Source organism: Nocardia wallacei (genome assembly GCF_014466955.1).
Taxonomy (GTDB): Bacteria; Actinomycetota; Actinomycetes; order Mycobacteriales; family Mycobacteriaceae; genus Nocardia; species Nocardia wallacei.
The window spans coordinates 3,874,962-3,898,299 of the sequence record NZ_AP023396.1 but is presented as its reverse complement, the minus strand read 5'-3'; the positions used below and the strand labels follow the sequence as shown (position 1 = coordinate 3,898,299).

The 23,338-nt window shown below is 69.6% G+C and carries 17 protein-coding genes; 5 read left to right on the top strand and 12 right to left on the bottom strand.

What is annotated here, in order from left to right:
• Positions 1–3: 3 nt before the first annotated feature.
• Positions 4–867 carry a bile acid:sodium symporter family protein gene (locus tag NWFMUON74_RS17330; protein ID WP_187688797.1) on the bottom strand — a complete coding sequence of 288 codons (864 nt, stop codon included), beginning with the start codon at positions 865–867 and terminating at the stop codon, positions 4–6.
• Between the two features lie 253 nt (positions 868–1,120).
• Between NWFMUON74_RS17330 and NWFMUON74_RS17325 the strand changes: the two genes are divergently transcribed.
• The 3 genes from NWFMUON74_RS17325 (at position 1,121) to NWFMUON74_RS17315 (ending at position 3,865) form a co-directional block, all read left to right on the top strand.
• Positions 1,121–2,068 carry a GlxA family transcriptional regulator gene (locus NWFMUON74_RS17325; RefSeq protein WP_187688796.1) on the top strand — a complete coding sequence of 316 codons (948 nt, stop codon included), beginning with the start codon at positions 1,121–1,123 and terminating at the stop codon, positions 2,066–2,068.
• Positions 2,069–2,612: 544 nt separating this feature from the next.
• The gene (locus tag NWFMUON74_RS17320) at positions 2,613–3,350 is read left to right on the top strand and encodes an HD domain-containing protein (protein ID WP_187688795.1); all 738 of its coding nucleotides are present in this window, start codon (positions 2,613–2,615) and stop codon (positions 3,348–3,350) included.
• Complete coding sequence (locus tag NWFMUON74_RS17315) at positions 3,347–3,865, top strand: hypothetical protein (RefSeq protein WP_187688794.1); 519 nt, start codon at positions 3,347–3,349, stop codon at positions 3,863–3,865. The genes NWFMUON74_RS17320 and NWFMUON74_RS17315 overlap by 4 nt, the downstream gene beginning before the upstream one ends.
• 18 nt (positions 3,866–3,883) lie before the next feature.
• Here NWFMUON74_RS17315 and NWFMUON74_RS17310 read toward each other — a convergent pair whose 3' ends face one another.
• Both NWFMUON74_RS17310 and NWFMUON74_RS17305 read right to left on the bottom strand, forming a co-directional pair.
• The gene (locus tag NWFMUON74_RS17310; RefSeq protein WP_187688793.1) at positions 3,884–4,894 is read right to left on the bottom strand and encodes a UbiA prenyltransferase family protein; all 1,011 of its coding nucleotides are present in this window, start codon (positions 4,892–4,894) and stop codon (positions 3,884–3,886) included.
• A 32-nt stretch (positions 4,895–4,926) separates the two neighbouring features.
• Positions 4,927–5,796, bottom strand: coding sequence for a geranyl diphosphate 2-C-methyltransferase (locus NWFMUON74_RS17305; RefSeq protein WP_187688792.1), 870 nt, complete (start codon positions 5,794–5,796; stop codon positions 4,927–4,929).
• A gap of 90 nt (positions 5,797–5,886) precedes the next feature.
• On the opposite strand from NWFMUON74_RS17305, the gene NWFMUON74_RS17300 reads away from it, so the two are divergent.
• Positions 5,887–6,876 carry a UbiA family prenyltransferase gene (locus NWFMUON74_RS17300; protein WP_187688791.1) on the top strand — a complete coding sequence of 330 codons (990 nt, stop codon included), beginning with the start codon at positions 5,887–5,889 and terminating at the stop codon, positions 6,874–6,876.
• Between the two features lie 31 nt (positions 6,877–6,907).
• On the opposite strand, the gene NWFMUON74_RS17295 is transcribed toward NWFMUON74_RS17300, so the two are convergent.
• Genes NWFMUON74_RS17295 through NWFMUON74_RS17270 form a run of 6 tightly spaced genes read right to left on the bottom strand, consistent with a single transcriptional unit; the run spans position 6,908 to position 19,552 of the window.
• On the bottom strand, positions 6,908–7,723 hold the full coding sequence (locus tag NWFMUON74_RS17295; protein WP_187688790.1) for an SDR family NAD(P)-dependent oxidoreductase: 816 nt from the start codon (positions 7,721–7,723) through the stop codon (positions 6,908–6,910).
• Positions 7,720–8,679: a DUF1702 family protein gene (locus tag NWFMUON74_RS17290; RefSeq protein WP_187688789.1), complete on the bottom strand. Its 960-nt coding sequence runs from the start codon at positions 8,677–8,679 to the stop codon at positions 7,720–7,722. The genes NWFMUON74_RS17295 and NWFMUON74_RS17290 overlap by 4 nt, the downstream gene beginning before the upstream one ends.
• A gap of 32 nt (positions 8,680–8,711) precedes the next feature.
• On the bottom strand, positions 8,712–9,773 hold the full coding sequence (locus NWFMUON74_RS17285; protein ID WP_187688788.1) for an RnfABCDGE type electron transport complex subunit D: 1,062 nt from the start codon (positions 9,771–9,773) through the stop codon (positions 8,712–8,714).
• On the bottom strand, positions 9,773–11,773 hold the full coding sequence (locus tag NWFMUON74_RS17280) for a CRTAC1 family protein (RefSeq protein WP_197987026.1): 2,001 nt from the start codon (positions 11,771–11,773) through the stop codon (positions 9,773–9,775). The genes NWFMUON74_RS17285 and NWFMUON74_RS17280 overlap by 1 nt, the downstream gene beginning before the upstream one ends.
• Positions 11,770–13,134, bottom strand: coding sequence for an aminotransferase class I/II-fold pyridoxal phosphate-dependent enzyme (locus tag NWFMUON74_RS17275; RefSeq protein ID WP_187688787.1), 1,365 nt, complete (start codon positions 13,132–13,134; stop codon positions 11,770–11,772). Before NWFMUON74_RS17275 ends, NWFMUON74_RS17280 begins: the two co-directional genes overlap by 4 nt.
• Before the next feature lie 10 nt (positions 13,135–13,144).
• Positions 13,145–19,552 (bottom strand): type I polyketide synthase, encoded by a 6,408-nt coding sequence (locus NWFMUON74_RS17270; RefSeq protein ID WP_187688786.1) that lies wholly within the window; start codon positions 19,550–19,552, stop codon positions 13,145–13,147.
• Between the two features lie 336 nt (positions 19,553–19,888).
• Between NWFMUON74_RS17270 and NWFMUON74_RS17265 the strand changes: the two genes are divergently transcribed.
• Complete coding sequence (locus NWFMUON74_RS17265) at positions 19,889–20,434, top strand: ester cyclase (protein ID WP_187688785.1); 546 nt, start codon at positions 19,889–19,891, stop codon at positions 20,432–20,434.
• A gap of 11 nt (positions 20,435–20,445) precedes the next feature.
• Here NWFMUON74_RS17265 and NWFMUON74_RS17260 read toward each other — a convergent pair whose 3' ends face one another.
• The 3 genes from NWFMUON74_RS17260 to NWFMUON74_RS17250 all read right to left on the bottom strand — a co-directional run bounded on the left by NWFMUON74_RS17260 (position 20,446) and on the right by NWFMUON74_RS17250 (position 23,214).
• Positions 20,446–21,156 (bottom strand): TetR/AcrR family transcriptional regulator, encoded by a 711-nt coding sequence (locus NWFMUON74_RS17260; protein WP_187688784.1) that lies wholly within the window; start codon positions 21,154–21,156, stop codon positions 20,446–20,448.
• A 172-nt stretch (positions 21,157–21,328) separates the two neighbouring features.
• Positions 21,329–22,240, bottom strand: a complete 912-nt coding sequence (locus NWFMUON74_RS17255; RefSeq protein WP_187688783.1) for a cutinase family protein — start codon at positions 22,238–22,240, stop codon at positions 21,329–21,331.
• A gap of 209 nt (positions 22,241–22,449) precedes the next feature.
• A complete protein-coding gene (locus NWFMUON74_RS17250) occupies positions 22,450–23,214 on the bottom strand; it encodes a GntR family transcriptional regulator (protein ID WP_187688782.1) in 765 nt (254 codons plus the stop codon).
• Between the last annotated feature and the right edge of the window lie 124 nt (positions 23,215–23,338).

Below are 23,338 nucleotides of genomic sequence, written 5' to 3'. Positions count from 1 at the left end.
TCGTCAGGCGGGCACGGCGGCCCGGGCGCGGCGGGCGAACAGGGCCGCCGCCACCCCGGCGGGCAGATTCATCAGCACCCCGTACACGGCCGCGGGGACCGCCATGGCGGAATCGTGCAGCACCGAGGTCGCCACCGCGATGGCGAGCGCGCCGTTGTGGATACCGATCTCCATCGCCGCGGCCACCGCCTGATCGGAGTCGACACCGAACAGCCGCGACACGAAATACCCGGCCAGGATGCCGATCGTCGCCAGCAGCAGGCACACCGCCGCCAGCGCGCCCACATTGTCGGTGAGGGTGTCGACATCGCGCGCCACCGCCGCGAGCACCACCAGCGCCAGCACCACCACCGACAGCACCTTGACGCCGCCGCGCCGCCGCGACCACTCCGGGAACCGGTGGTGCACCCACATGCCCAGCGCCACGGGGATCAGCACGATCGCGAACACCTGGGCGAACTTGTTCGGCCGCAGCCCGATACCCGCGTCACCGTCGAGGTACAGCGCGTAGGACAACCCGACCACCAGCGGCAACGTGAACACCGCCAGCACCGAATTGACGGCGGTGAGAGTGATGTTGAGCGCCACGTTCCCGCCCGCGATATGGCTGAACAGGTTGGCCGACGGCCCGCCCGGCGAGGCCGCCAGCAGCAGCATCCCCGCCGCCACCGCCCCCTCCAGCCCGAACAGGTGGATCAGTCCCACGCACACCGCGGGCAGCAACACCATCTGGCAGACCAGCGCCACCGCCGCCGCCTTCGGATACCGCAGCACCCGAGCGAAATCCGCCGCCGTCAGGGTGAGCCCGAGCCCGAACATCACCAGCGCCAAAGCCAGCGGCAGGAACACCGCGAACAACGAACCCACTGCCCACTCCTCGTCTACGCACATCCCCACCCGCTCGGCTCCAGACCCTAATAAGCCCACGCGACCGCCGGCGACCCCGAACCCTCACGGGTGGTGAACATCTCGGCGCGGGCCCCATCCACCGCCCCGAGCCGAACCCGGGCTATCCCGCTGCCGTCTGACCTGATGCGGTCGGAGACCCGGGATGGTCGTGTCCGGATCTGTGGGCTTCGTGTCATTGCGGACTCCTCTCGGCGCGGGCAAGACTCGGTGCATGGAAACCGACCGCGGGGATGTGCTGGTGGCGCTGGGCGAGGGAGCGCTGCTGCTCGACATCGCCGGGCCCGTGCAGGTGCTGCACTGGGCGGGACGGCGGATCCGGTTCGCCTCGCCCGACGGCCGGGCCGCGCGCACGGATGTCGGTGTGCCGCTGGGCGTCGACGGTGCGATAGGTGAATTCGCCGGGAGGGTCGACACTCTCGTTGTCCCGGGATACGCGGTGGGGGAGGGACTGCCGCCCGGGCTGGTGCCCGCGGTGCGCGGCGCGGCGGCGGGTGCGCGGCGGATCGTGTCGGTGTGCACCGGGGCGTTCGTGCTCGCCGAGGCCGGGCTGCTGGCGGGCCGCCGCGCCACCACGCACTGGACGGCGTGTCACCTACTGGCGCAACGCTTCCCGGATATCGAGGTGGACCAGGACGCGATCTATGTGCGCGACGGCCCGGTCGTCACCTCCGCGGGGGTGACCACGGGCATCGACCTCGCGCTGGCCCTGGTGGAAGAGGACGAGGGCTCCGACCTCGCCCGGTCCGTCGCCAAGCACCTGGTGGTGTTCCTGCACCGGCCCGGCGGGCAATCGCAGTTCAGCGTCCGCGCCACCGTCGCCACGCCACGAAACTCCCGCCTCCGCCACCTGATCGACACCGTCGCCGCGAATCCGGCGGCCGCGCACACCCTGGCGACCATGGCCGCCCACGCCACGATGAGCGAACGCCACCTGACCCGGCTGTTCCGCCGCGAGATCGGCATGACACCGGCCCAATACGTCGAGCGCGTCCGTGTCGAAGCCGCCCAGCACCTACTCGAGGCGTCCGACGACGGCGTCACCACCGTCGCCCGGCGCTGCGGATTCGGGTCCGAGGAAACCCTGCGCCGCACCTTCCTCAAAGTCCTCGGCACCACCCCGACCGACTACCGCACCCGCTTCCGCGCCACACCCCACTGAACCCCACACCACGAATCCCCATCACTCCCGCTACATCCCCGCCAAAACCCACTGCCAACGACTCAACCCGACTGCACCCCACTGAAACCCACCGCGACTTGCTGAACCGACAGCATTTCACTCCTGACCGCCGGATGCCACCGCACCCTGCTGAGGCCGCTGCATGCCACCACACCCCGCCGCATCCTGCTGAACCCGGCCGCATCCCATGAAACCGACTGCATCATCCCATGAAACCGACTGCATCCCGCTGGCCCCAGAGCGTCCCGCTGAACTCCACTGCATCCCCGCTGAGCCCCACTGATTCTCGCTGGATACCCGCCGCATCCGCCGCGTCCGCCGAATCCTGCTGAACCTCACGGCATCTCGATGAACCCACTGCATCCGGCCGAATCCCACTGCCTACCCGTCGCATTCCATTGCGTGCACGGTGAATTACAACGCATTCACTGACCCCCGATGGAATCCATTGCTTTTCAACGTGTTCCGCTGCATGGCGAATGCGGCGCACCACGACCCGCCCTACCTTGAGGAGAGATCACTCATGTCCATCACACGCCGTACCGCACTCGGCGCAGGTCTGGTTACCGGCGCGGTCCTGGCCGCTGGAACCGCTGCGGCACAACAGGATTCGCTCGCGCTGCCGTCGACACCGCTGGCGGACACCGCGAGCGAGCTGATCGCCCGCGAACTGCCCGCGCCTCTCCGCAATCACAGTGTGCGCGGCTACCTGTTCGCCCGCGCGGCCGCCGCGCAGCAGGGCCTGCGGCCGGGCGCCGACTACGACGACGAGGCGATGTACCTGATCTGCGCCCTGCACGACCTCGGCCTGGCCGCGACCGGCAACGGAACCCAGCGCTTCGAACTCGACGGTGCCGACTACGCCGCGCGGTTCCTCGAAGACCACGGCGCCCCCGACACCCTGATCGACACGGTATGGGACGCCATCGCCGCCCACACCTCCGGATTCACCGCCTCCCCGGTCTATCGCCGCCGTCGCCCGGCGGAGAGCTGGATCGCCGTGCACGGCATCGGCATCGATGTCGCGGGCACACCGGGCGACATCACACCCGACTACGCCGATCGAGTACACGCCGCCTACCCGCGACTCGGCGGCAGCCGCGCCCTCACCGCCGCCATCGAGGCCCAAGCGCTGGCCGACCCCCGAAAAGCGCTGCCGGGCACCCTCGCCGGTGCGATCGTGCGCGAGCACCACCCCGACACACCGCACCTCACCTGGGACGCGATCCTGGCCACCAGCATCTGGAACGACGCCGCATGACCAAGGCCCTGCTCGCCCTCCATGTGCTGGTGGCGATCATCGCCATCGGCCCGATCACCGTGGCGGCCGGCATGTTTCCCGCCGCCACCCGCCGCGCCGCCGCATCCGGCGCCGACCGCGACCATGCCGTCGTCGCGGCGCTGCACCGGATCTGCCGCGTCTACGCCGTGGTCGGACTGGCCGTCCCGGTCCTCGGCTTCGGCACCGCGAGCAGCCTCGGCGTGCTCGGCGACGCGTGGCTGATCGCGTCGATCGTCCTCACCGCCGCCGCGGCCGCGGTACTCGCGGTCGGCGTGCTGCCCCGGCAGGCCGCGCTGCTGGGCGACGAGGGCGTCACGGCGCTGCCGGGCGACAAGGGCGTCACCGCGCTGCCGGGCGACAAGGGCGTCACCGGGGCGCGGGCCGAGGCGCGCACCGTCGCGCGATTGACCAGCTATACAGGCATTTTCAACCTGCTCTGGGTGATCGTCACGGTCCTGATGATCGTGCGGCCCGGCTCGACCACCGGAGCGTGAGCATGCTGCGCGGACCGATCACCGGGCAGCGAACACGGCCGCCGCCGGGAAGACCGTGACCCAGCCCATCAGCGCCACCATCACCACGAACATCTTGGCCCGGGGCCGCACCACCGCCATCGCCTCGTCCAGCGGCTTGCGCCACACACCGGCCAGGGTGCTGCCCAGATACCACAGCACGATCAGCAGGACCGCGGCGTAGGGCAGCAGCGTCCAGGTCCAGCCCGCGACCGTCACCACGCCGCCGATCACCAGGGCCGCGCCCACACTCACCCGGGTCATGGATTCGGCGAACGACAGCGGCAGGCCCAGCGCCAGCACCGAGGTGTTGATGCCGTGCTCGGCGTCCTCGGGAATGTCCTCGGCGGTATTGACCGAGAAGATCCCCGTCAACGTCAGCCCGAGCCCGAGCACGGCCAGCAGCGCCGGGATCTCGATCGGCCGATCGTAGAGCCGCAGCACCACCAGGCCGGGAAACACCATGGTGCCGACGTAGGTCCACGGGATCTGCCAGAACCCCGCGGACTTGAAATGCCACGGCGGCAGCGAGTACTGCAGCAGCAGGAAGGTGCCCAGCGCGACGAGGGGCACCAGGTCGTAATGCCCTGTCGCCCAGGCGATGTACCCGCCACCGAGCAGAATGAACGCGGTGGTGAGATAGACCTGCCAGGCGACGAACCGCACCCCGAGATCACGCACCATCCGGGCGAACTTCGACTTGTACTCCATGTCGACCCAGCGGTCGGCCAGGCAGTTGGCCACGTGCAGCAGCTGGATGGCCGCGGCCAGGATCAGCGCCGCGACCAACATGGGAACATTCGCGATCTCCGCCCCGGAATGGGCGCTGAACAGGACATCGGCCACCATCACCGCCGCGGACATGGGCGCGATCTCCGGCCGCGTCAGCCACAGCGCGTAATCGAGCTTGGTGCGCAGCGGCAGCGGCCGGCCCTCCTCGCCCGGACCGGCGGTGAAGATGCGCCGCAACTGCCCACGCAGGGATTCGCTGTCGCGGTGTGTGATGGCCATGGGCAGGTCCTAATCGTTGTCGCGGGCGCTCATCAGACCACCCGGTCGGCGACGATGAGCAGATACTGGAAACTACCCTCGCGGTAGGCGGTGAGGAACGACTCCTCCACCCCGGTCGCGAGCTCCGAATGCGTGCGCAGCTCCCAGTACGGGATGGTGGCCGCGGTCAGATCGGTGACGCTGACCGGCACCAGCTTGCTCGCGGCCAGCGCCTTGAAGTAGTCGCCGCGCGGGTGGATGTTGCAGGTGTAGTGGGCGTCGATCTTGCTCACCGCCGACGACCGGCCCCCGATGACATCGTTGGAGCAGCCGGTGATGCACACGTAGCGGCCACCGGGCCGCAACACCCGGGCGAATTCGGCGTACAGGTCGAAAAGGTTGACGTACATGGTGGTTTCGTTGGTCCACACCCCGCCCATCGAGCCCGCCTCGAAGCCGGTGTCGAGCATGTTGCGCAGGTGGAATTCGACCCGGTCGGCGACACCGCGCTGCGCGGCCTGCTCGTTGGCGAAGCCCACCTGGTACTCCGAGATCGAAACCCCGTCGACCCGGCAGCCGAACCGGGCGTTGGCCATGATGCTGGTGCCGCCGCGCCCGGAACCGGCATCGAGCAGCCGATCGTCGGGACGCACCGCCCCGAATTGATCCAGCAAATAATCGGCCTGTGCGGTTTCCAGTCGATGCAACTCGGCGACGAGCCGTTCCTGGCGGGACTCCGCCGGGCCCTCCAGAACGCGCGGATCGTAATCGCCGATGCCGTAGTGATGATGGTAGAGGCCGTCGACTTCGCCGAGCTTCACATTGATGCGGTCGTCGTTGGGATTGTTGTTCCAGTAGTCGGCCACGGCGCGCTGATAGGGCGTGCGCAGGACATTATCGGTTACCGAGTCCAGCATCGACATAACGGCATCCTTTCGTGCTGTTCTCACAGGCGGAAATCAATTGTATTATGCGCGGGTACCGGGTTGTTGTTCGACGATTTGGAGAATTCGATGACCATGGGCGCAGCGGCGGAGTTCCGCCGGGTATTCTCGGCGGACCCGGCGGAACGCGAGCGGAAAATGTCGCCGGTGCGCGCATTCCGGCTCGGCCTCGCCGTGCATCGCGTGGAGGTGCTGCCGCTCGGCGCGGGCGTGATGGCCGCGTCGGTGGTCGTCAGTTCGCATTCGTGGAGCGAGGTGCTCTCGGTGCGAATGCTGGTCACCATCGTCATGCTCACCGCTTACGTGCTCTTGACCAATGTCGTGAACTGCCTGGCCGACCGCTGGCTCGACGCCGACTTCAAATCCCGGCTCTCGCGGGCCGTGGGTGATCTCGGAGTGCGGCGCGTGCGGCGGCAGATCTTCGCCTGGGTCGCGGTCATCGCGGTGTGCCTGAGCTGGCTCATCGGCACGACCGGTCACCTCGACCTGCTGGTGGTGATGGGTATCGGGGTGGTGCTGGCCTTTCAGTACTCGCTGCCGCCGCTGCACCTGAAGGGTGCCGGAGGCCGGCAGATTCCTGCGGTTCTGGTGATGGTGACGCTCCTTCCCGGTCTCGCGCTGCTGCGGACCTACGACCGGCCGCTGGAATGGGCGGCCGTGGCGGCGATTCTCGGCCTCGGGCTCACGGTCAATTCGGTATTCATCGTGAACGCTGCCGAAGACGTTCCCGAAGACGCCGAACATTCCATTGTCACCGCCCCGCGCGCCCTCGGAATATTTCCGTCGTTCGCGATCGGGCTCGCGCAGCTCGTGACCGGCGCCGCCGTTTTCGTCGCGGTGACATTTCCGGCGGCCGGATACTCCTGGACGTATATTCCGTACCTGGCGGCGGTAGCCTTCGGCGTGATATATCTCGGGCGGCTGCTCGCCGGTGTGCGCGGTAAGCCGATCGGGGCCGCGATCGGCGTCGTGCGCCGCGCGAAATCATTCGCCTTCGTCGCGATGCTCCTTTCCTGGGCGACGGTATTCCCCGCCGCCGCGGTATTCGCGAATCGGTGACCGCGCATGTCCCTCCTCGCCTCGATTCCGATCACAGAGCCGCTGTACGCGCGCGCTGCCGCGCCCGGGAGATACTGCGGCGGAAGAACGGCCGCATGAAATCCTCGGGAATATTCGCCCAGCGCAGGAGAAAGGTGGTGAGCAGATCGGTGGTGATGTGGTGGCGGCCCCGCTCGATACCCCGCACCGCCGCCTCGGCCACCTTGTCGGCCGGCAACGGCTTGATATTGCCGGTGATGGCCTTGGTCTCCGGCGGCTTGCGCAGATTCTCCCGCACCAGCCCCGGTGTGTCGGTGTCGGCGGGATACAGCACCGACACCGACACGCCGGCCGGTTCGGTCTCGTAGCGCAGGCACAGGCCCAGCTGCCGGATGCTCGCCTTGGTGGGCGCGTAGGCGCCGTACCCGGGGATGCCGAGGAACGCCGAGGTCGAACTCAGCAGCAGCACATGGCCTTTGCCGCGTTCGATCATGCCCGGCAGCACCGCGCGCACGGCGTACACCGAGCCGAGATAGTTCGCGTCGGTCTGGATCGCGAACTCGTCGTCGCCCAGTTCGGTGAACAGGCCCGGCAGGGTGAGCCCCGCACAGCAGGCCAGCACACCGCAGCCGCCGTTGCGGGCCTCGAGCTCCGCGATCGCCGCCGCCAGCGCCACCCGATCGGTGACATCGGCGGCGCGGTGGTCGGCGCCGAGGCGTAACGCCGTGTCGCGCAACGGTTCCGGACGCCGGGCGATGATCGACACCCGGGCGCCGCGGCGCGCGAAGGCGGCGGCCACGGCGGCTCCGATACCCTCCGACCCGCCGGTCACGATGACGTGCACGCCCGCCCAGCGCGCCCCGCTCATGCCGGTACGGCCAGCGCGCCGAGGTGGTCGCGCCAGGCCTGATAGGCCGCCGCGGTGCCGTCCTGCGGGACCTCCGCGAACGCCCGATCGATCAGCGCGGCGGCCTCGTCGAGCGTGCGGCCGGTGTAGGCGCGCACCGCCGCGTGGGTGTGCGGGATAGCGCTGTCGGCCTGCTGGCGGATCTTCGCGACCATCGCCGACCCGGCGGCCAGCGGCTCCCGGAACTGCGGCACCCGGGCCAGGATCGCCTCCAGATCGCTGGCCGCCACCCCGCCGGCGAACGTCGTCGCGATCCCGATACCGCTCCACAGATCGGCGTGCCGGCTCGCGTCGAACTCGTCGATCAGTTTGGCCACGCCCTCCGGCGAGCCGCCGCTGACGAACCACAGCGCCCGCCCGATCCCTTGATCGGCGCAGCGGCGCAGCGGCGCGCGGTCACCCATCCAGCGCGGGTACCGGTCGGCGGCGAAGTGCCGCCCGATGTACTTCTCGGTGCGGAAGAAGGCGTTGTAGAAGCCGAACCCGTCGATCGCCAGCCACCGGTAGGCCGGGTGTTTCGGAAACACCTTGCGCCAGAACGGCCTCGGGATGCGTCCCATGGCCAGCCCGACACCCACGTACATGGTCAGATCGTGTTTGGCGGCGGGCCCGGTGATCAGGTCGTGCGCGCGGCGGCTGAACGGCGTGATCGAGTCGACCGCCGCCAGGCCCGTCGCCGCGCCCTCGAACGCGAAGCCCTGATACTGCTGGGGCAGGCTCTCGATGTGCGCGATCAGTTCGTCGTTGTTCTTGCTGCGCACCGCGACGTCGATGCTGGTGGCGAGATGGGTGGCGACGCGCTCCAATTCGGCCTTGGTCCCCGGGTTCGGCGTGGCGAACCCGGGGCGGCCCAGCGGTGGCACGTCGGCGCCGGTGCCCAGCAGCACCGACCGTAGCGGTCCGATCCTCGACGGCATGGCGATCCTCGATTCTGTTGCGGCGGCCGGGGTCACGACGGTGCGGCCGCCGGTTCCAGCGCGGCGGGCTCGGCCGCGCGCGGTGCGGGTTCGGCGGGGACGGCGCGCTTGGCGAGCCATTCGCGAATGTTGCGGTACCACCAGAAGACGCCGCGGCTCGCGCACACGATCACCAGCGCGAAGAACAGCCCGAACGACACGTTCAGCGCCATCAGCACCCCGTACATCAGGCCCACCGACGCGCCGAAGACGACCTGATCCCGCTTGGCGAACGGGGACGTCGCCGGGTCGGTGATCATGTAGTTGGTGTAGAGCACGAACGCGATGCCGGTGATCGGCAGCAGGGCCGCGATGATGGACACGTCGGGATCCAGCGCCCCGCGCACCACCGCCTGCAACACGAACGCGCCCAGCCACGCCGCGATCAACGGTGTCTTCTTGGTCAGCTTGGCGTTGAGCATGGTGCCCGCCATCAGCAGGCCCAGCACCAGCAGCGCGTCGGCCGCGCCCTGCACGTTCTCCACGAAGTGGTAGGGCCCGACGACCGCGATCTCCGGGAACACCAGCAGCGCCACCACGATCCCGAAGTTCGACGGGTTCATGAAGTGCTTGACCTTGCCGTGGATCTTCGCCCGCAGCACCCACTTGGTGCCGACCGCGACGGTGATGCCGAACATGATCGGCAGCCACTGGTCGGCGGCGTACATCAGGAAGTTGAACGCGACGCCGGTGATGTGCGCGGGCATCAGGAACACGAACAGGCCACGCAACCCGTTGCCGCGGTAGGCGGGCGGGCGCTGGTAGGCCCACGCCGCCAGCGTCTCGAGGATCAGCTCGACGGTGTAGGCGGTCAGCGCCGCCAGGATCGGCCACAGCCACGGCTGCTCGAAACCCAGCCACAGGAAGCCGATGACGTTGAAGAACGTCAGCGAGGCCGCGAAGTTGCGTAGCGCCAGATAGCGCGGGTCGCGGCCTTCCTTGTTGACCCCCAGCCACTTCCGCCGCCACGCCTGGAACGCGGTTGGGGGCGCCTCGGCCGCGCGGACCGCCTCGCCGTCGGAGTCGGGATGATGGCCGTTGCCTTGGACACTCATCAGTGCACCTCCCGGGCATCGGTGTCGAGAACGAGGGTGTGGCTGCCCGGCCGCAGCTGCAGCTGCTGGGTGTGCACGGCGCCGTGGTTGTCACGCCAGCTCAGCTGGACCGGCAGCGGGGTGGCGGGATCGACGTCGCCGAGCCCGAGATGGATGTCGGTGGCCCGCTTCCCGGCGTGCCCGCTGCCGCCGTCGAGCTGGGCGATGTGCGGCCTGCCGTCCGGGGTGGTGACGGTGACCTGGGCGCCGACGGCCGGTGAGCCGAGGATCGGCTTGCCTGCCAGGGTGGTGTCGCCGGGCGCCGAGTTCGTCGGCGGGGTGAACAGTTGCAGGCCGAGGTACCGGCCCGTATCGGGCGAATCGTTGCGGTAGTAGACCGGGGTGTCCCACTGCCGGGCGACGGCGAAGCTGAGCTTGCCGGTGCCGGTGGGATCACCGATCGCGATGCCCCGGGTCGGGACGGCCGCGAAGATGTCCAGGGCGGGGGAGATGTTGGTGAACTTGCCGTTGTCGTCCTGGGCGAAGAACGCCATCCGGTTGTTACCGGCCAGGTCGCCCTTCGCGGTGAAATTCGGCCAGGCCCACGGGTATCGGGCCAGCAGGTCGTTCATGGTGGCCATTTCCTGCACCTGCGGCCAGCGGGTGGTGTCGCCCTTGAACATGCCGTTGGTCTGCACGATCTGCGGGCGGCCGCTGTTGTCGAAGTCGGCGATCTTGGTGTCCCAGCACCAGCCGCTCCAGGCCAGGCCCTGGCTCACCGAACGGTTCTCGAACGGCGCCACTCCCGAATTCAGCTGCGCGGCGGCGTCTTTCGTGTCCTTGGCGGTGTTGTAGAATGCCAGGTTGCCCTCGATGATGCCCCAGCGCTGGGCGATGTTGCTGACGAACAGGTCGGGCATGCCGCGGCCGTCGAGGTCACCGAAGTCCACGCCCATGCCCTTGAACGAGTCGTGCCCCAGCACGAAGGACTTGGGATCGGTCGGCCCGCGCTTGCCCTCGGCCAGCCCGAACTCGAAATGGCCGGGGGTGGACTTGTTCACGAACAACCGGTCCGGGCCCATGTCGTTGGCGACATACAGTTCGGGCAGCTGGTCACCGGTGAGGTCCTGCGGCGCGGACGCGATGGTCCAGCCGTTCTTCGCGTGCTCGGGGAAGGCGTCGAACACCTCGCGGAACTCCGCGTTCGGTTCCGTGCCGCCGGTGCTGCGCTGCAGCGAGAGCAGGTGCGCGCCACCGGCATTGGTGGCCTTGGAGAACGATTCGTTGAGCGTCAGGCTGTGCTCGCCGGTGGCGCCGATGAAATCGCTGTCGGGGAAGTAGTTCCCGATGAAGATGTCGAGATTGCCGTCGCCGTCGAAATCGGCGACCGACGACGCCAGCGTGAACCAGCGCGCCCCCTGATAGCTGCCGTCGGGAGTGGCGGGCGGCGCCACGGTCTCCACCGGCCGGAAAGCGGCGTTGTTCAGCTGTTTGGCCCCGGCCCGGGGCAGGAACACGATCGGGGTGCGGCCACCGTAGTAGACCATCAGCCCGATCCGACCGGAGTGGTCGAAATCGCCGGGAATGCATCCGGTGGGCGCCATCTCGTCGTCGGTCGGCAACGGCGCCGGATTCAGCACGAACGGCTGATAGCGGCTGGTGTCGCTGTCGGGTGCGGGAGTGACGATCACGCTGTCGGAGCGGGAGTCGACCAGGCACAGATCGTCGGCTCTGCCGTTGCCGTCGATGTCGTTGATGGCCACCGCCGCGTTCACCGACGACATCCACGCCACCACGTGTTCGTAGCGGGGCTCGATATTGCGGATCTTGCGTTCGGGCAGGCCGGGCGGCAGCGCGATCGGCATCTCGGTGAACTTGAACTTGCTCGCCAGCGGCGCGCCGGCGTCGGACTCCACCGGGGCGACCATGGTGGAGTGCGCGGGCACGAACAGCGCGACCATCATGCCCAGTGATGCCAAGGGCACCAGCGCTTTTCGCAGCAGATTCGGTGGTAGCTTCACGACTGGGGCCCTTCTTCCGTGGTCATGCCGTCGAACACCTGCCGCACGGTGTTCAACGCCTGGTCGAGCTGTTGTTCGGTGTGCCGGCAGTTGACGAAGAACCGCAGCCGGGCCTCGCCCGAGGGCACCACCGGATGTCCGATGGCGTTGGCCATCACGTTGTGTTCCAGCAGATCCATCGAGGCGCGGACGGCGGGCTCGTCGGCGCCGGTGATGATCGGGGTGATCGGCGTGCCCTGCCCGTTGCCGGTGTCGAAGCCGAGTTCACCGGCCCGCCGATGGAAATACCGCGCGTTGTGCCGCAGCGCCGCGACACGTTCGGGTTCGTCGTGCAGCACCGCGAGCCCCGCGAGCGCGGCGGCCGCCGCAGACGGCGCGGGCGAGGCGGTGTACATGCTCAGGCCCGACGCGGAGTACTTGAAGCCGTCGACGAGCTCGCGGTTGGCCGCCAGATAGCCGCCGACGCTGCCCAGCGCCTTGGACAGGGTTCCCATCCAGACGTCGACGGCGTCGCCGGGCAGGTCGAAATGCTCGCGCACGCCCAGCCCGCGCTCACCGAGGACACCGAACGAATGCGCCTCGTCGATCATGATCGAGCAGTCGTATCTGCGTGCCACCTCGATGATTTCGGGCAGCCGGACGATATCGCCGTCCATGCTGTAGACGCCCTCGACCAGCACCATGGCCCGTTCGAAGCTGCGCCGCGACATCGACAGGATCGCCTCGAGCGACTCCGGATCGTTGTGCCGGAACGTGACCCGCTTGCACCCGGCCCATTCGGTGCCCGAGACGATGCTGTTGTGGATCAGTGAATCGCACACGGCGATATCGCGTTTGCCGAGCAGGAACGCCACGGCCGCGGCGTTGGTGAGGAAACCGCTCGAGGTGACGATCGCGGCGTCGGTATCGTAGATGCGGGCGATCTCCGACTCCAGCTCCCCGTACAACGGCAGCTCGCCCGCCACCAGCCGCACCGCCGCCGCGGAGGTGCCGTAGCGGGTGATGGCATCGGCCGCGGCCGCGTGCACCCGCGGCTCGGCGGCCAGGTCCAGATAGCCGAAGCTGCTGAAGTTCAGCATGTCCCGGCCCGCGAAACGGGTCACCGCGCCACTGACGCCCTCGTGCGGCAGGTAGTACGGGTTGATCACCCCGGCCCCGCGCGCCCAGGTGTCGAAGCGCGCCCATTTCTCGGTGGCCTCCACCACGCCCGGGTGGTCGCGGAAGTCGGTGCGCGGCGCCGGGCGCGCGGTCGCGGGGGTGTCGATCGCGGCGGCCGGGGTGGCCGCGGTGGTGGCGCCGTTGCCGCCCGGGTCGTGCTTGGACATCAGGGAGCGCGCCAGTGCGCGCGCATCGGTCGTCATGGGCGATTCCTCACGGTGCCGTCGGTTCGGTCGTTGCTTCTTCCTGGGCGATCTGCGCGGCGATCTTGGCGCCGAGCCCGCCCAGCGACAGTCCGGCGCCGATGGACAGCACGGACATCTTCACGCCCAGGCTCTTGACCACCCGGGCGCCGAATTCCATCGCCATCAGCGAATCCAGGCCCAGTTCGCTGGTGGGGGTGTCGAGGTCGACGATGTCGGCGTCGACGCCGAGCACGATCGCGAGCTGTTCGGCGAGCAGCCAGGCCACCACCTCGCCGCGCTGCTCGGCGTCGATGGTGAGGATCTCGGCGCGCAGCGCGCCGGTGCCGCCCGCGCCGCCGCCCGCCGCCGTGACCAGTTCCGCGAATCGCGGGGCGCGCGCCGAGGAGCGGTGCGCCAGTGCCCATTGCGCCCAGTCGATATCGAGCACCGCGCACTGTGGCACGTCCAGGCGCAGGCATTCCCACAGCAGCACCGTCGCGAAATCCATGTCCAGCGAGCCGTATCCGGTCATCTCCGCGTACCGCGACACCGCCCGCGAGTCGGCCATGCCGCCGTCGCCGCGCATGAACCCCCAGTCCACCGACACCGCGGGCCTGCCCTGGGCGCGCCGCGTCCAGGCGAGCGCGTCGAGCGCGGAATTGGCCGAGGCATAACCCAATTGGGGCGACAGCCCGGCGATGCCGCTGGCGGAGGAGTACAGCACGAAGAAGTCCAGCTCCACCCCCGCCGCGGTGGTGGCGCGATCCAGGTGCAGCGCGCCGTGCACCTTGGGTTCGAAGATCTCCCGCAGCGAGTCGAGGGTGACCTCGGGAATCTCGGTGTTGTTGACCACCCCCGCCGCGTGGATCACCCCGCGCAGCGGCGCACCGCTCGCCTGGATGCGGGCGACCAGCGCGGCCACCGCGTCGTAGTCGGCGACATCCACCCGCTCCTCACGCACATCTATTCCCGCGCAGGCGAATTCGGTGAGCTGCGTGCGCGCGGCGGCGGTGGTCGCGCCGCGCCGACCGGCCAGCACCAGGTGCCGGACCCCGCGGCGCACCAGGTGGCGCGCGGTCGCCAGCCCGAAGGCGCCGAACCCGCCGGTGACGAGATAGCTTGCGCCCGGGTCGATCTCGGGCTCGCGCGGGATGTGACGCACCGCGGGCCGTTCCGCGCGCAGATCCAGCACGACGCGCCCGACCTGGGCCGAGCGGGCCACGGTCTCGAACGCCTCGGTGAGCCGGTCGAGACCGAATACCGTATTGGGCAGCGCCCGGTACTCGCCGTGATACATCGCGTCCACCACCCGCCGCGCGGCGTGGCGCACCTGCTCGGGCCGATGCGCCAGGATGCGGTCGATATCGACGGCGAAGAACGACAGGTTGCGGTCGAACGGCCGCAGGTCGATGGCGCCCGACCCGTAGATGTCGGCCTTGCCGATATCGACGATGCGGCCGAATTCCCCTGCGACACGGAAGTTCTGCTGCAGGATCTCACCCGGCGCGGAACTGTAGACGACATCCACCCCCGCGCCGCCGGTCAGCCGCAGCACCTCGTCGACGAAAGTGACCGAGCGGGAGTTGAGCACCTCGTGGGCGCCCAGCGCCCGCACCTGTTCGCGGCGTTCGGGGCTGCCCGCCGTGGCGATCACCGTCGCGCCCATACGCAGCGCCACCTGCACCGCGGCCATGCCCATGCCGCCGGCCGCGCCGTGCACCAGCACCGTCTCACCCGGCCGCACCCGCGCCAGTTCGCCGAGCCCGATCTCGGCGGTGAACAGCGGCATCACCGAGGTGCAGTGCAGCGGGTCGAACGCGCCCGGCGGGAAGATGTCCATCGCGGTGGTCGCGCCGGTGTCCGGGCGCAGGGTCACGAAGCGGCGCACGATGCCCGGCGCCACGACCGAGATCTCGTCGCCGGGCGCGATGCCGGTGACGGCGCTGCCGACGCGTTCCACCACGCCGTAGCCGTCCATGCCGATCTCGGTGCCGAAAAACGTTCCGTCGAGCTCTTTTTCGGTGAGCACGCCGAGGACCTTCAGCGTGTCCTTGTAGTTGAGACCGACCGCCTGCATGCGGATCTCGATCTCCTCCGGGCCCGGCGCGATTCGCTCGGTGGTGCGCAGCGCCAGCTCCGGCAACAGCCGCGACCGCGGAATGTCGAGACAGTAGGACCGTTCGGGATCGGTCAGCGGCGCCGGGGCCGCCCAGCGGGCCAGATGGCCGCCGAGGGTGTGCCGCCAGCGGATGGTCCAGCACGCCCCCGCGCGCAGCGCCACCTCGTCGGTGAGGGTGTCAGCGTAGATCTGTTCCAGGACGTCGGCGGCGGCCGTGGCGGGCTCGGTGTCCACCAGCCGCCACCCGGCGGCGGGCAGCTCGTTGAGCAGTTCGCGGCGGCCACCGGCCAGCGGGGCGTGCTCGAGGCGGGCGAAGCGGTCGATCGGCAGGCACAGCGCGTTCTCCGTGACGACGATGCCACGGATCTCGCGCGGGGTGCCCGGCGCGGCATCGGGCGACGTATCGTCCAGCGCCAGTACCTGTTTCACCGCCCGGGCGACCTGTGCCAGGCCGTCGACATTGTGGATGCCGTCCAGATCGGACCCGGCGACGACGACCAGGCGCAGCCGCTCGACGCCGGGGCGGGCGAGGCCGCCGTGCAGCAGGTCGATCAGCTGCGGCGTGCCGAGCGCGGCGGCGTGCTCGCCGACGGTGACCAGCTCACTGGGCCGGGTGCTGGCGATCTCCTTGGCGCGCTGGGAGATCTCGGCGCCGAGATTGACCACCACCAGCGCCTCCTCGTTCAGGGCCGGTGGCGGCGCGGCCTCGGCGGTGTCGGACACGATCCCCCACACCGGCTCGTAGTACAGCTCGTCGAGCTGATCCGACAGCGGGCGGCGCGGAGTGAGCGTGCCGAACCGCACGCCGGTGAGCGTGAGCGCCACCGCGCCCGCCGGGGAGGCGATCCGGATGTCGGCGCGCAGCGCGTCGGCGGGATCGCGGGTGACCACGACCACCGGGTCGGCCGGAATCGGGCCGGTCCACCGCACCCGGTCGATAGCGGCGGGCACCACGACATCCGGGTCGGCCGCGCCGTCCTGGGCGACGGTCGCCGCGTAGAGGGCGGCGAAGCACTGCAGTGCGGCATCGAGCACGGCGGGATGGGCCAGATGCCGGTGTGTGGCATCGTGCGGCGGCGTATCCACCTGTGCGACAACACTGTCCGGGCCGACGTGGACCGTGCGCAGCAGCCGGAACGCCGGGCCGTAGGTGAGCCCGTGCGCGGCCATGCTGTCGTAGAGCGTGTCGGCGGGAATCTCCGCGGCGCCGGGGGGGACGGCGATGTCGACGCCGCTGCCGTCGACATCGGCCTCGACCAGGCGCCCGAAGGCATTGACCGTCCAGTCCGCACCGGTCGCCGTCCGCGACCGCACCGTGAACCGCCGCGTCGTCTCCTCCACCCCGATCCGCAGCACCGGAACGTCGTGTTCGTCGACCACCAGCGGGTTGACGAACTCGACGGATTCGAGCCCGAAGCTGTCCCGGCCGGTGCGGGCGGCGATCGCGCTGAGCGCGGCATCGAGATAGGCGGCCCCCGGCAATACCACGGCCCCCGCGACCACGTGGTCGCGCAGCCACGGCAGATTCGTCACCGACAGCGACACTTCCCATTCCGGCGCCGCCGCCGCGATCCGGTCGCCGAGCATGGCGTAACCGTCCGGGGTGCCGAGCCGGTCCAGCCGGGTCTCGGGCTCCTGCGCCCACACGTGCCGCCGCTGCCACGGGTAGCGCGGCAGCCCGGTGTGTGGTGCGGTGGCATCGATCGGGCGGGGGAGACGCTCGCTGTCCAGTGCCCCGGCGCGGTACAACTCGGCGACGGCGGTGAGCAGGTTCTCCCGATCGTCACCGCCGCGGGCGAGGGTCGGCACCGCGGCGCCCGCACCGCCCTGCTGCAGCAGGATCTCCCGGATGCTGCCGCTGAGCACCGGGTGCGGCCCGACCTCGAGGAAGATCCGGTGCCCGGCACCGAGCAGGACCTCGACGGTGTCGGCGAAGCGGACCGGCTCGCGCACATTGCGGCACCAGTACTCGGCGTCCCAATCCTGTGCTGTCGCCGCGGCGGCGGTCACCGTGGAGTAGGCGGCAACCGAGGTGTCGCGGGCGGACAACGCGGCCAGCGCCGTGCGCAGCTCGTCGAGGATCGGGTCCATCAACCGGCTGTGGTAGGGCACCTCCACACGCAGCATGCGGGCGAAAACGCCGTCCGCGGTGAGCTTTTCGGCGACATCGCGCAGGATCGGCGCCGGGCCCGCGAGGGTCACCGCCGACGGGCTGTTGATCGCGGCGACGTCCACGCCGTCGAGGTCGGCGAGCAGCTCGCGGGTCTCGGCCTCGGACAGCCCGACCGCGAGCATCGCGCCGCTGCCGGCGGTGGTGGCCTGCAGCCGGGAGCGGTGGTAGCTGACCGTCACCGCCTCGGTGAGAGTGAGCGCGCCGGACACGTACGCGGCGGTGACCTCGCCGACGCTGTGGCCCACCACCACCGCGGGCCGGATGCCGCGCTCGGCGAGTTCCGCGGTCAGGGCGGTCTGCAGCAGGAAGTTCGCGGGCTGCGCGATCTCGGTGCGGGTGATGCGGGATTCCGCCTCCGCGCGCAGCATCTCGTCCAGGATCGACCAGCCCGCGAGCTTGCCGAACTCCCGGTCGACCTCGCGCGCTACCGTGGCCGCCGGGCCGTCGCCGCGCAGCAGTTCCCGGCCCATGCCCCACCACTGCGGCCCCATGCCGCTGTAGACGAACACCGGATCGGTACTGCCCTCGGTCACCGCCCGCGCCGGGACCTGCCCGCCGCCCGCCGCGAACTCGGCCAGCTGTGCGCGCAGATCGTCGGAGTCGGTGTAGCGCAATGCCACCCGCAGCGGATGATGTGCCCGCCGCACCCATGCCGCGGCGGTGAGACGGTCCACGGGTTCGGGGTCGACCGCCAGTTCCGCGGCCAGCGCCCGCAGCGCCGTCTCGCTGCGCGCCGACAGGGGGAAGATCGGCAGACCGGGGGCGTTGCCCCGCACGACGATCGGGTCGGTGCGGCCCGCGCGCAGCGCTGTCGTGGCCCGTCCGGTGACGGTGCCGGTGTCGGGCCGCGGTGGCGGCACCGCGCCGGAATCCGGTGCGGGACCGATGATCACGTGCGCGTTGGTGCCGCCGTAACCGAAGCTGTTGACCGCGACCAGCGGCCGGCGCAGCGGCTCGGGCGCCATCGGCACACGCAGCCGCAGGCCGTCGAAGTCGATGTCGGGATTCGGATTGTCCAGGCGCACCTGCGGGGCGATGGTGCCGTGGTAGACCGTCAGCGCCGCTTTGATCACCCCGGCCACGCCCGCCGCCGCCTCGGTGTGCCCGATATTGTTCTTCAGCGAGCCCACCGGCAGCGGCTCGGCGCGCCCGGCGACCGCGCCGTACACGTGGCCGAGCGCCGTCAGCTCGATCGGGTCGCCGACCGGCGTGCCCGTCCCGTGTGCCTCGACGAATCCGATCTCCTCGGGCGCGATCCCGGCCTGGGTGTGGACGCGGCGCGCGAGGTGTTCCTGGGCAACGGGATTGGGCACCGGGATGGCGAGCGTGCGGCCGTCCTGGTTCACGCCGCTGCCGCGCACCACCGCGTAGACGCGGTCACCGTCGCGTAGCGCGGCGTCGAGTGGCTTGAGGATCACCGCGCCGGCGCCCTCGCCGCGCCCGTAGCCGTCGGCCGCGGCGTCGAACGATTTGCAGTGGCCGTCGACCGCCAGGAACCGGCCCTTGCACATCGAGATGAAGGTCTCCGGCTGCAGCATGGCGTTGGTGCCGCCGACGATGGCCGACTCGCATTCGCCGTCCGCCAGCGCCCGCACCGCCTGATGCAGCGCCACCAGCGACGAGGAGCACGCCGTATCGATCGTCATGGTCGGACCGTGCAGATCGAGCAGGAACGCGATGCGCGCCGACAGCAGCGTATGCGAGGAACTGGTGGGGGTGTGGCTGTTGATGGCATGCCGGACCACGTTGCGTCCCACCGCATTGTCCATCATGAATCCGCCGACGAACACGCCGACGTCGCGCCCGCCGACGCGCCCGGCCATGCCGCCGTCGTCGAGTGCCTCCCACGCCACCTCGAGCAGTAGCCGCTGCTGCGGGTCCAGGATCGAGGCCTCGCGCTGGGAGATGCCGAAGAAGTCCGCGTCGAACTCCCACAGCGACTGGGCGAGGAACCCGCCGTGGCGGGTGTACATGCGGCCCGGCGCCTCCGGGTCGGGATCGTAGAACTTGTCCAGGCTCCACCGGTCCGGCGGGACCTCGACGATGCCGTCACCCTGTCGGATCAGAAAATCCCAGAAGGACGCCGGATCATCGATGCCACCGGGAAAGCGGCAGCCGATCCCGACGATTGCTGCATCGGACATTGCGCGGTCCTCTGAATATCTGCACCGACCGGTGCGCGGCGGTAAGACTGTGCGGCCGAGTATTTCCCGGAACAGTGGGACAGCATAGTTTCGATGCTCGACGCCGGGGGCCAACTTCGTCGAAAGTCCTTGGTGGACAGTGCAAGTAGGCATGACGGGCGGGAATTGCGCGATCCCGGCGCAGTGCCCTGACGTTGTTATCGCCACCTGACATCGTTATTTGTCCACGCCGCCGCCGGAGCGCCGCGAGAACGCAAATTCCCGATAACACCGTCATTGCCACCGATTACATCGTTATCAACCCTGTGACATTGTTATGGGTGTACTTTCGCGCCCATGCACTCCGGTGAATTCACGCTCGACCCGGGCGCCGAGCCGATCGCCGGCCGGGACTGGTTGCGGGCCTTCGTCGATCGCTACATCGCCGGCTGGAACACCGGGGACCCCGCCGCCGTCGCCGCGTGCGTCACCACCGACACACGCTGGCTGGACCCCTCGGAGGAAGCGCTGATCGTCGGCCGCGCGGGGGTGGCCAAATTCGTCGGCGACACCGTGCGCTCGTTCCCCGACGTCTCCTACGACCTGGTCTTCGAACCCACCCTCACCGCCGACAACCGGGCGGCGATCGTGCCGTGGCGGATGAGCGGCACCCACCTCGGGCCCATCGACCCGCCCGGATTCGCCGCCACCGGAAAGAAATTCGATCTGCTGGTGGTCGACATCTGGCAGTTCCGGTCCGAGCTGATCTGGCGCAGCAAGGCCACCTGGGACCTCAACGAACTGCTGCTGCAACTGGGCCTGCTGCCCAAGCGCAACGGCTTCGCCGAACGCTTCATGGCCCGGCTCCAGCGGGCCGGGGCGAAGCTGCGCCCGCCCCGCTGAGCATCGCGCGGTCAGGTCAGGGTGACCGGGTCCTGGCTGGGCGAGAGCACCAGTTGCGCGACCCGCGTCACCGACTGCTGTACGCGCGCCGGTTCGGCGCCCATCCCGATCAGGATGTTGACGATCGAGGGCAGCAGCACTTCGGTCAGTCCCTCGTCGCCGTAGAGCCCGGCCATATCCAGCTGGATGAACCCGTACAGGCCCGTCCAGAACTGGGCCGCCGCCGCCCGCGCGTTCGTGGCCCGGATCAGCCCGGCATCGAGCGCGCGCTGGGTCGCCCGCACGACATGGTCGAAACTCTCCGCGAAGTTCTCGAAATCGGAGTCGCCCGAACCGGACAGGATATTGCCGCGGTTGAGCTTGACCTCCGCCTTCGGCGACTCGGTGGCGTACATCAGCCGGAACAACTCCGGCTTGTGCAGCGCCTCGTCGCGGAAGATGAAGCCCAGCACCAGGATGTCGGTGATCGGGTCGTCGCTGATCGCGCACTCCGACAGGCGGGTGTTGAGCTGCGCGAAGCCGACCGAGCCGACCGCCCGCAGCAGGCCGGGCATGCCGCTGAAATTCGAATAGATCGCCATGGTCGATACATCACATATCCGGGAGACCCGCCGCACCGTCAGCGCTGCGAGCCCCTCCGTCGAGAGGAGTTGGATTGTCGCATCTATCAGTCGTTCTCGCAGCGACGACACCGTGTCGGTTGCCGTGCTTGTTCCGCTCATGCTAGCCACCTGCAATTCGTCGGCCTCGGTCAGCGCCGCCACCCATCCGCTGCATCACCGAGCCCTCCTTCGCAAACCCACCCCAACTACCCGTTACCGGTCGGTAGCGTACGAGATATCGGACCTGGGGAAGGTCCGTTTGGTGAATTTGAGGACTTTCGGAAGCCGGTGCTCAGCGTGCCGCGTCGAGCAGCCAGTGGCGCAGCCAGCCGGTCGCGGTGGCTCCGTTGCCGTCGACGACGTAGGACGCGTACTCCTGGTGCACCTTCGAGCTGTAGAACTCCTCGAGTTCCTGGCGGCGCTGCTCGTTGGCGGAATCGGTGAACTGGCTCTGCAACATCGGCAGCCCGCCCGCGGCCATCAGATCGTTGATGATCGACTGCGCCTCCTGCTGATAGCGGTTCGCCAGGCCCGGATCGGGCGCGGAGAGCTGCGCGAAGAACCCGGCGATGCGGGTGGCGTAGTCGTCGTCGGGCGTGGAACAGTACAGGTCACCGACGGCGCAGATGCTCCGCACCCGCGGTGTCAGCCAGCCGAATCCGCCGATCCGGGGTCCGCCCGCGCCGGCGCCGGGCACCGGCGGGCCGACCATCGGATCGGTCGGCGAGCGGCGTGGGTCGGCCAGCAGGCCCACCGCGGCCACCCGGTCCGGCGGGACCACCCCGAGACCGGTGCCGATCTGGGCGGCCAGGTCTCCGGCGGCGTCGGCGCCCTGGCTGTAGCCCAGCAGCGCGATCCGGGTGGCGGGGCAGGCGCGTCCCATGTCCGCGACCAGGTTTCGCGCGTTGTCGAAACCCTCCTGCTTGGACCGGCCGTACACCTCGCCCTCCCACGGCATCGCCGTCGCGGCGTAGCTGACGTAGTCGGTGCGGATATTGCCGGGCAGTCCGTCGGTGACGGCCGACAGCATTCCCTCCCGGGGATCCTCGCGCGAGGTCTCCCAGGTGCCGGGCACGGCGACCACGTACAGATCCGGGCAGCCGCCGGGCGCCGCCTGCGCCGCGGGCGTCCCGGCCGCCGACACGACCGCCGCCGCGATCGCGGCCGCGGAGGCGAGAGCGCCACAACTTTTTCGAACAGACACGACCGAACTCCTTGCGCCGCAGAACCTTTCCCGGTGAGACGGTCGCCGAGCGCGCGATACTCGCGGTGCGCGAATACCTCGAGGACGTGCTCGCGAACCCCCTGCCGACTCGACGGTAACCGAGACCGGCGGTACCGCGCGCGGGGTTGGGCCAAGATGTAGGTGAACCGTGCCTGAACCCTTACCAACGACGGGAAGCCGCGGTGAGGTCAAGCGGTGGCCGCGGCGGGGGCTTCCCCCGGGCTCATCGCCTGCTCGAAATGGGCCACGACGCGCTCGTGGAACATCCCGAACAGGTCCTCGAACAGCGCCACCTGCGCATCCGACGGGCCGGACTCGGAAGCCCACACCGCCGCCAGCGCCCGCCACATCAGCACGTGCAGATCCGGGCCCACCGCGTAATAGGACTCGACGGCCGCGGGCACCTCGAGGATCATCTCGCCGATCGAGTTGAGCACCGCGCGCTGCATGCTGTGGCCGAGCGCCGACAGCAGCGTGCGGACCAGCGCCAGCTCCCCGGAGAACAGCGCCGACAGGTTCGGAACCGGCTGGCGGGCGAGGGTTTCCAGATCGTCGATGGCCCGCTCCAGCACCGCGGTGTCGGCGCCGTGCGGGTCGGCGGTGTAGACCAGTAGCGCGTCCATCACGATCTGCCGCTGCATGGTGACGATGTCACGGAACATCTCCACCGCGACCTCGGGCTGCGGCAGCGAAAGCCGGAACAGCCTGCGGTACACCTCGACTCCGCCGTGCTCGCGCACGTCGCGGATGGTGAAACCCTTGCCGCGGTGCGCCTCGACGAACCCGTGCGACTCCAGGCGGCCCAGGATGAGTTGCGCGGTGGCGCGATTCATCGCGAATTCCTCGGCCACCTGGCGAACGGAGGGCATCAGGTCGCCGGGAGTGTACTCACCCGCCGCCACCCGGCGCGCCAACTCGTCGGCGACATCGGCGACGACCGTCTGCGCTCCCATTGATCTCTCAACCCTTTCGATGTGGTTGAAACCGATGTGGTTGACCCACGAACACTTTTCGGCTACGTCCCAGACAGTCTAAGCTGTGCTGTGCCGAACTGCACGTGCATGGTTGCGGGCTGCG

What these genes read in the sequence shown, in the direction of transcription:
- NWFMUON74_RS17325 (WP_187688796.1), top strand. Translation starts at nt 1,121, where the DNA reads ATGGAAACCGACCGCGGGGATGTGCTGGTGGCGCTGGGCGAGGGAGCG.
- NWFMUON74_RS17320 (WP_187688795.1), top strand. Translation starts at nt 2,613, where the DNA reads ATGTCCATCACACGCCGTACCGCACTCGGCGCAGGTCTGGTTACCGGC.
- NWFMUON74_RS17315 (WP_187688794.1), top strand. Translation starts at nt 3,347, where the DNA reads ATGACCAAGGCCCTGCTCGCCCTCCATGTGCTGGTGGCGATCATCGCC.
- NWFMUON74_RS17310 (WP_187688793.1), bottom strand. Translation starts at nt 4,894, where the DNA reads ATGGCCATCACACACCGCGACAGCGAATCCCTGCGTGGGCAGTTGCGG.
- NWFMUON74_RS17305 (WP_187688792.1), bottom strand. Translation starts at nt 5,796, where the DNA reads ATGTCGATGCTGGACTCGGTAACCGATAATGTCCTGCGCACGCCCTAT.
- NWFMUON74_RS17300 (WP_187688791.1), top strand. Translation starts at nt 5,887, where the DNA reads ATGACCATGGGCGCAGCGGCGGAGTTCCGCCGGGTATTCTCGGCGGAC.
- NWFMUON74_RS17295 (WP_187688790.1), bottom strand. Translation starts at nt 7,723, where the DNA reads ATGAGCGGGGCGCGCTGGGCGGGCGTGCACGTCATCGTGACCGGCGGG.
- NWFMUON74_RS17290 (WP_187688789.1), bottom strand. Translation starts at nt 8,679, where the DNA reads ATGCCGTCGAGGATCGGACCGCTACGGTCGGTGCTGCTGGGCACCGGC.
- NWFMUON74_RS17285 (WP_187688788.1), bottom strand. Translation starts at nt 9,773, where the DNA reads ATGAGTGTCCAAGGCAACGGCCATCATCCCGACTCCGACGGCGAGGCG.
- NWFMUON74_RS17275 (WP_187688787.1), bottom strand. Translation starts at nt 13,134, where the DNA reads ATGACGACCGATGCGCGCGCACTGGCGCGCTCCCTGATGTCCAAGCAC.
- NWFMUON74_RS17270 (WP_187688786.1), bottom strand. Translation starts at nt 19,552, where the DNA reads ATGTCCGATGCAGCAATCGTCGGGATCGGCTGCCGCTTTCCCGGTGGC.
- NWFMUON74_RS17265 (WP_187688785.1), top strand. Translation starts at nt 19,889, where the DNA reads ATGCACTCCGGTGAATTCACGCTCGACCCGGGCGCCGAGCCGATCGCC.
- NWFMUON74_RS17260 (WP_187688784.1), bottom strand. Translation starts at nt 21,156, where the DNA reads ATGAGCGGAACAAGCACGGCAACCGACACGGTGTCGTCGCTGCGAGAA.
- NWFMUON74_RS17250 (WP_187688782.1), bottom strand. Translation starts at nt 23,214, where the DNA reads ATGGGAGCGCAGACGGTCGTCGCCGATGTCGCCGACGAGTTGGCGCGC.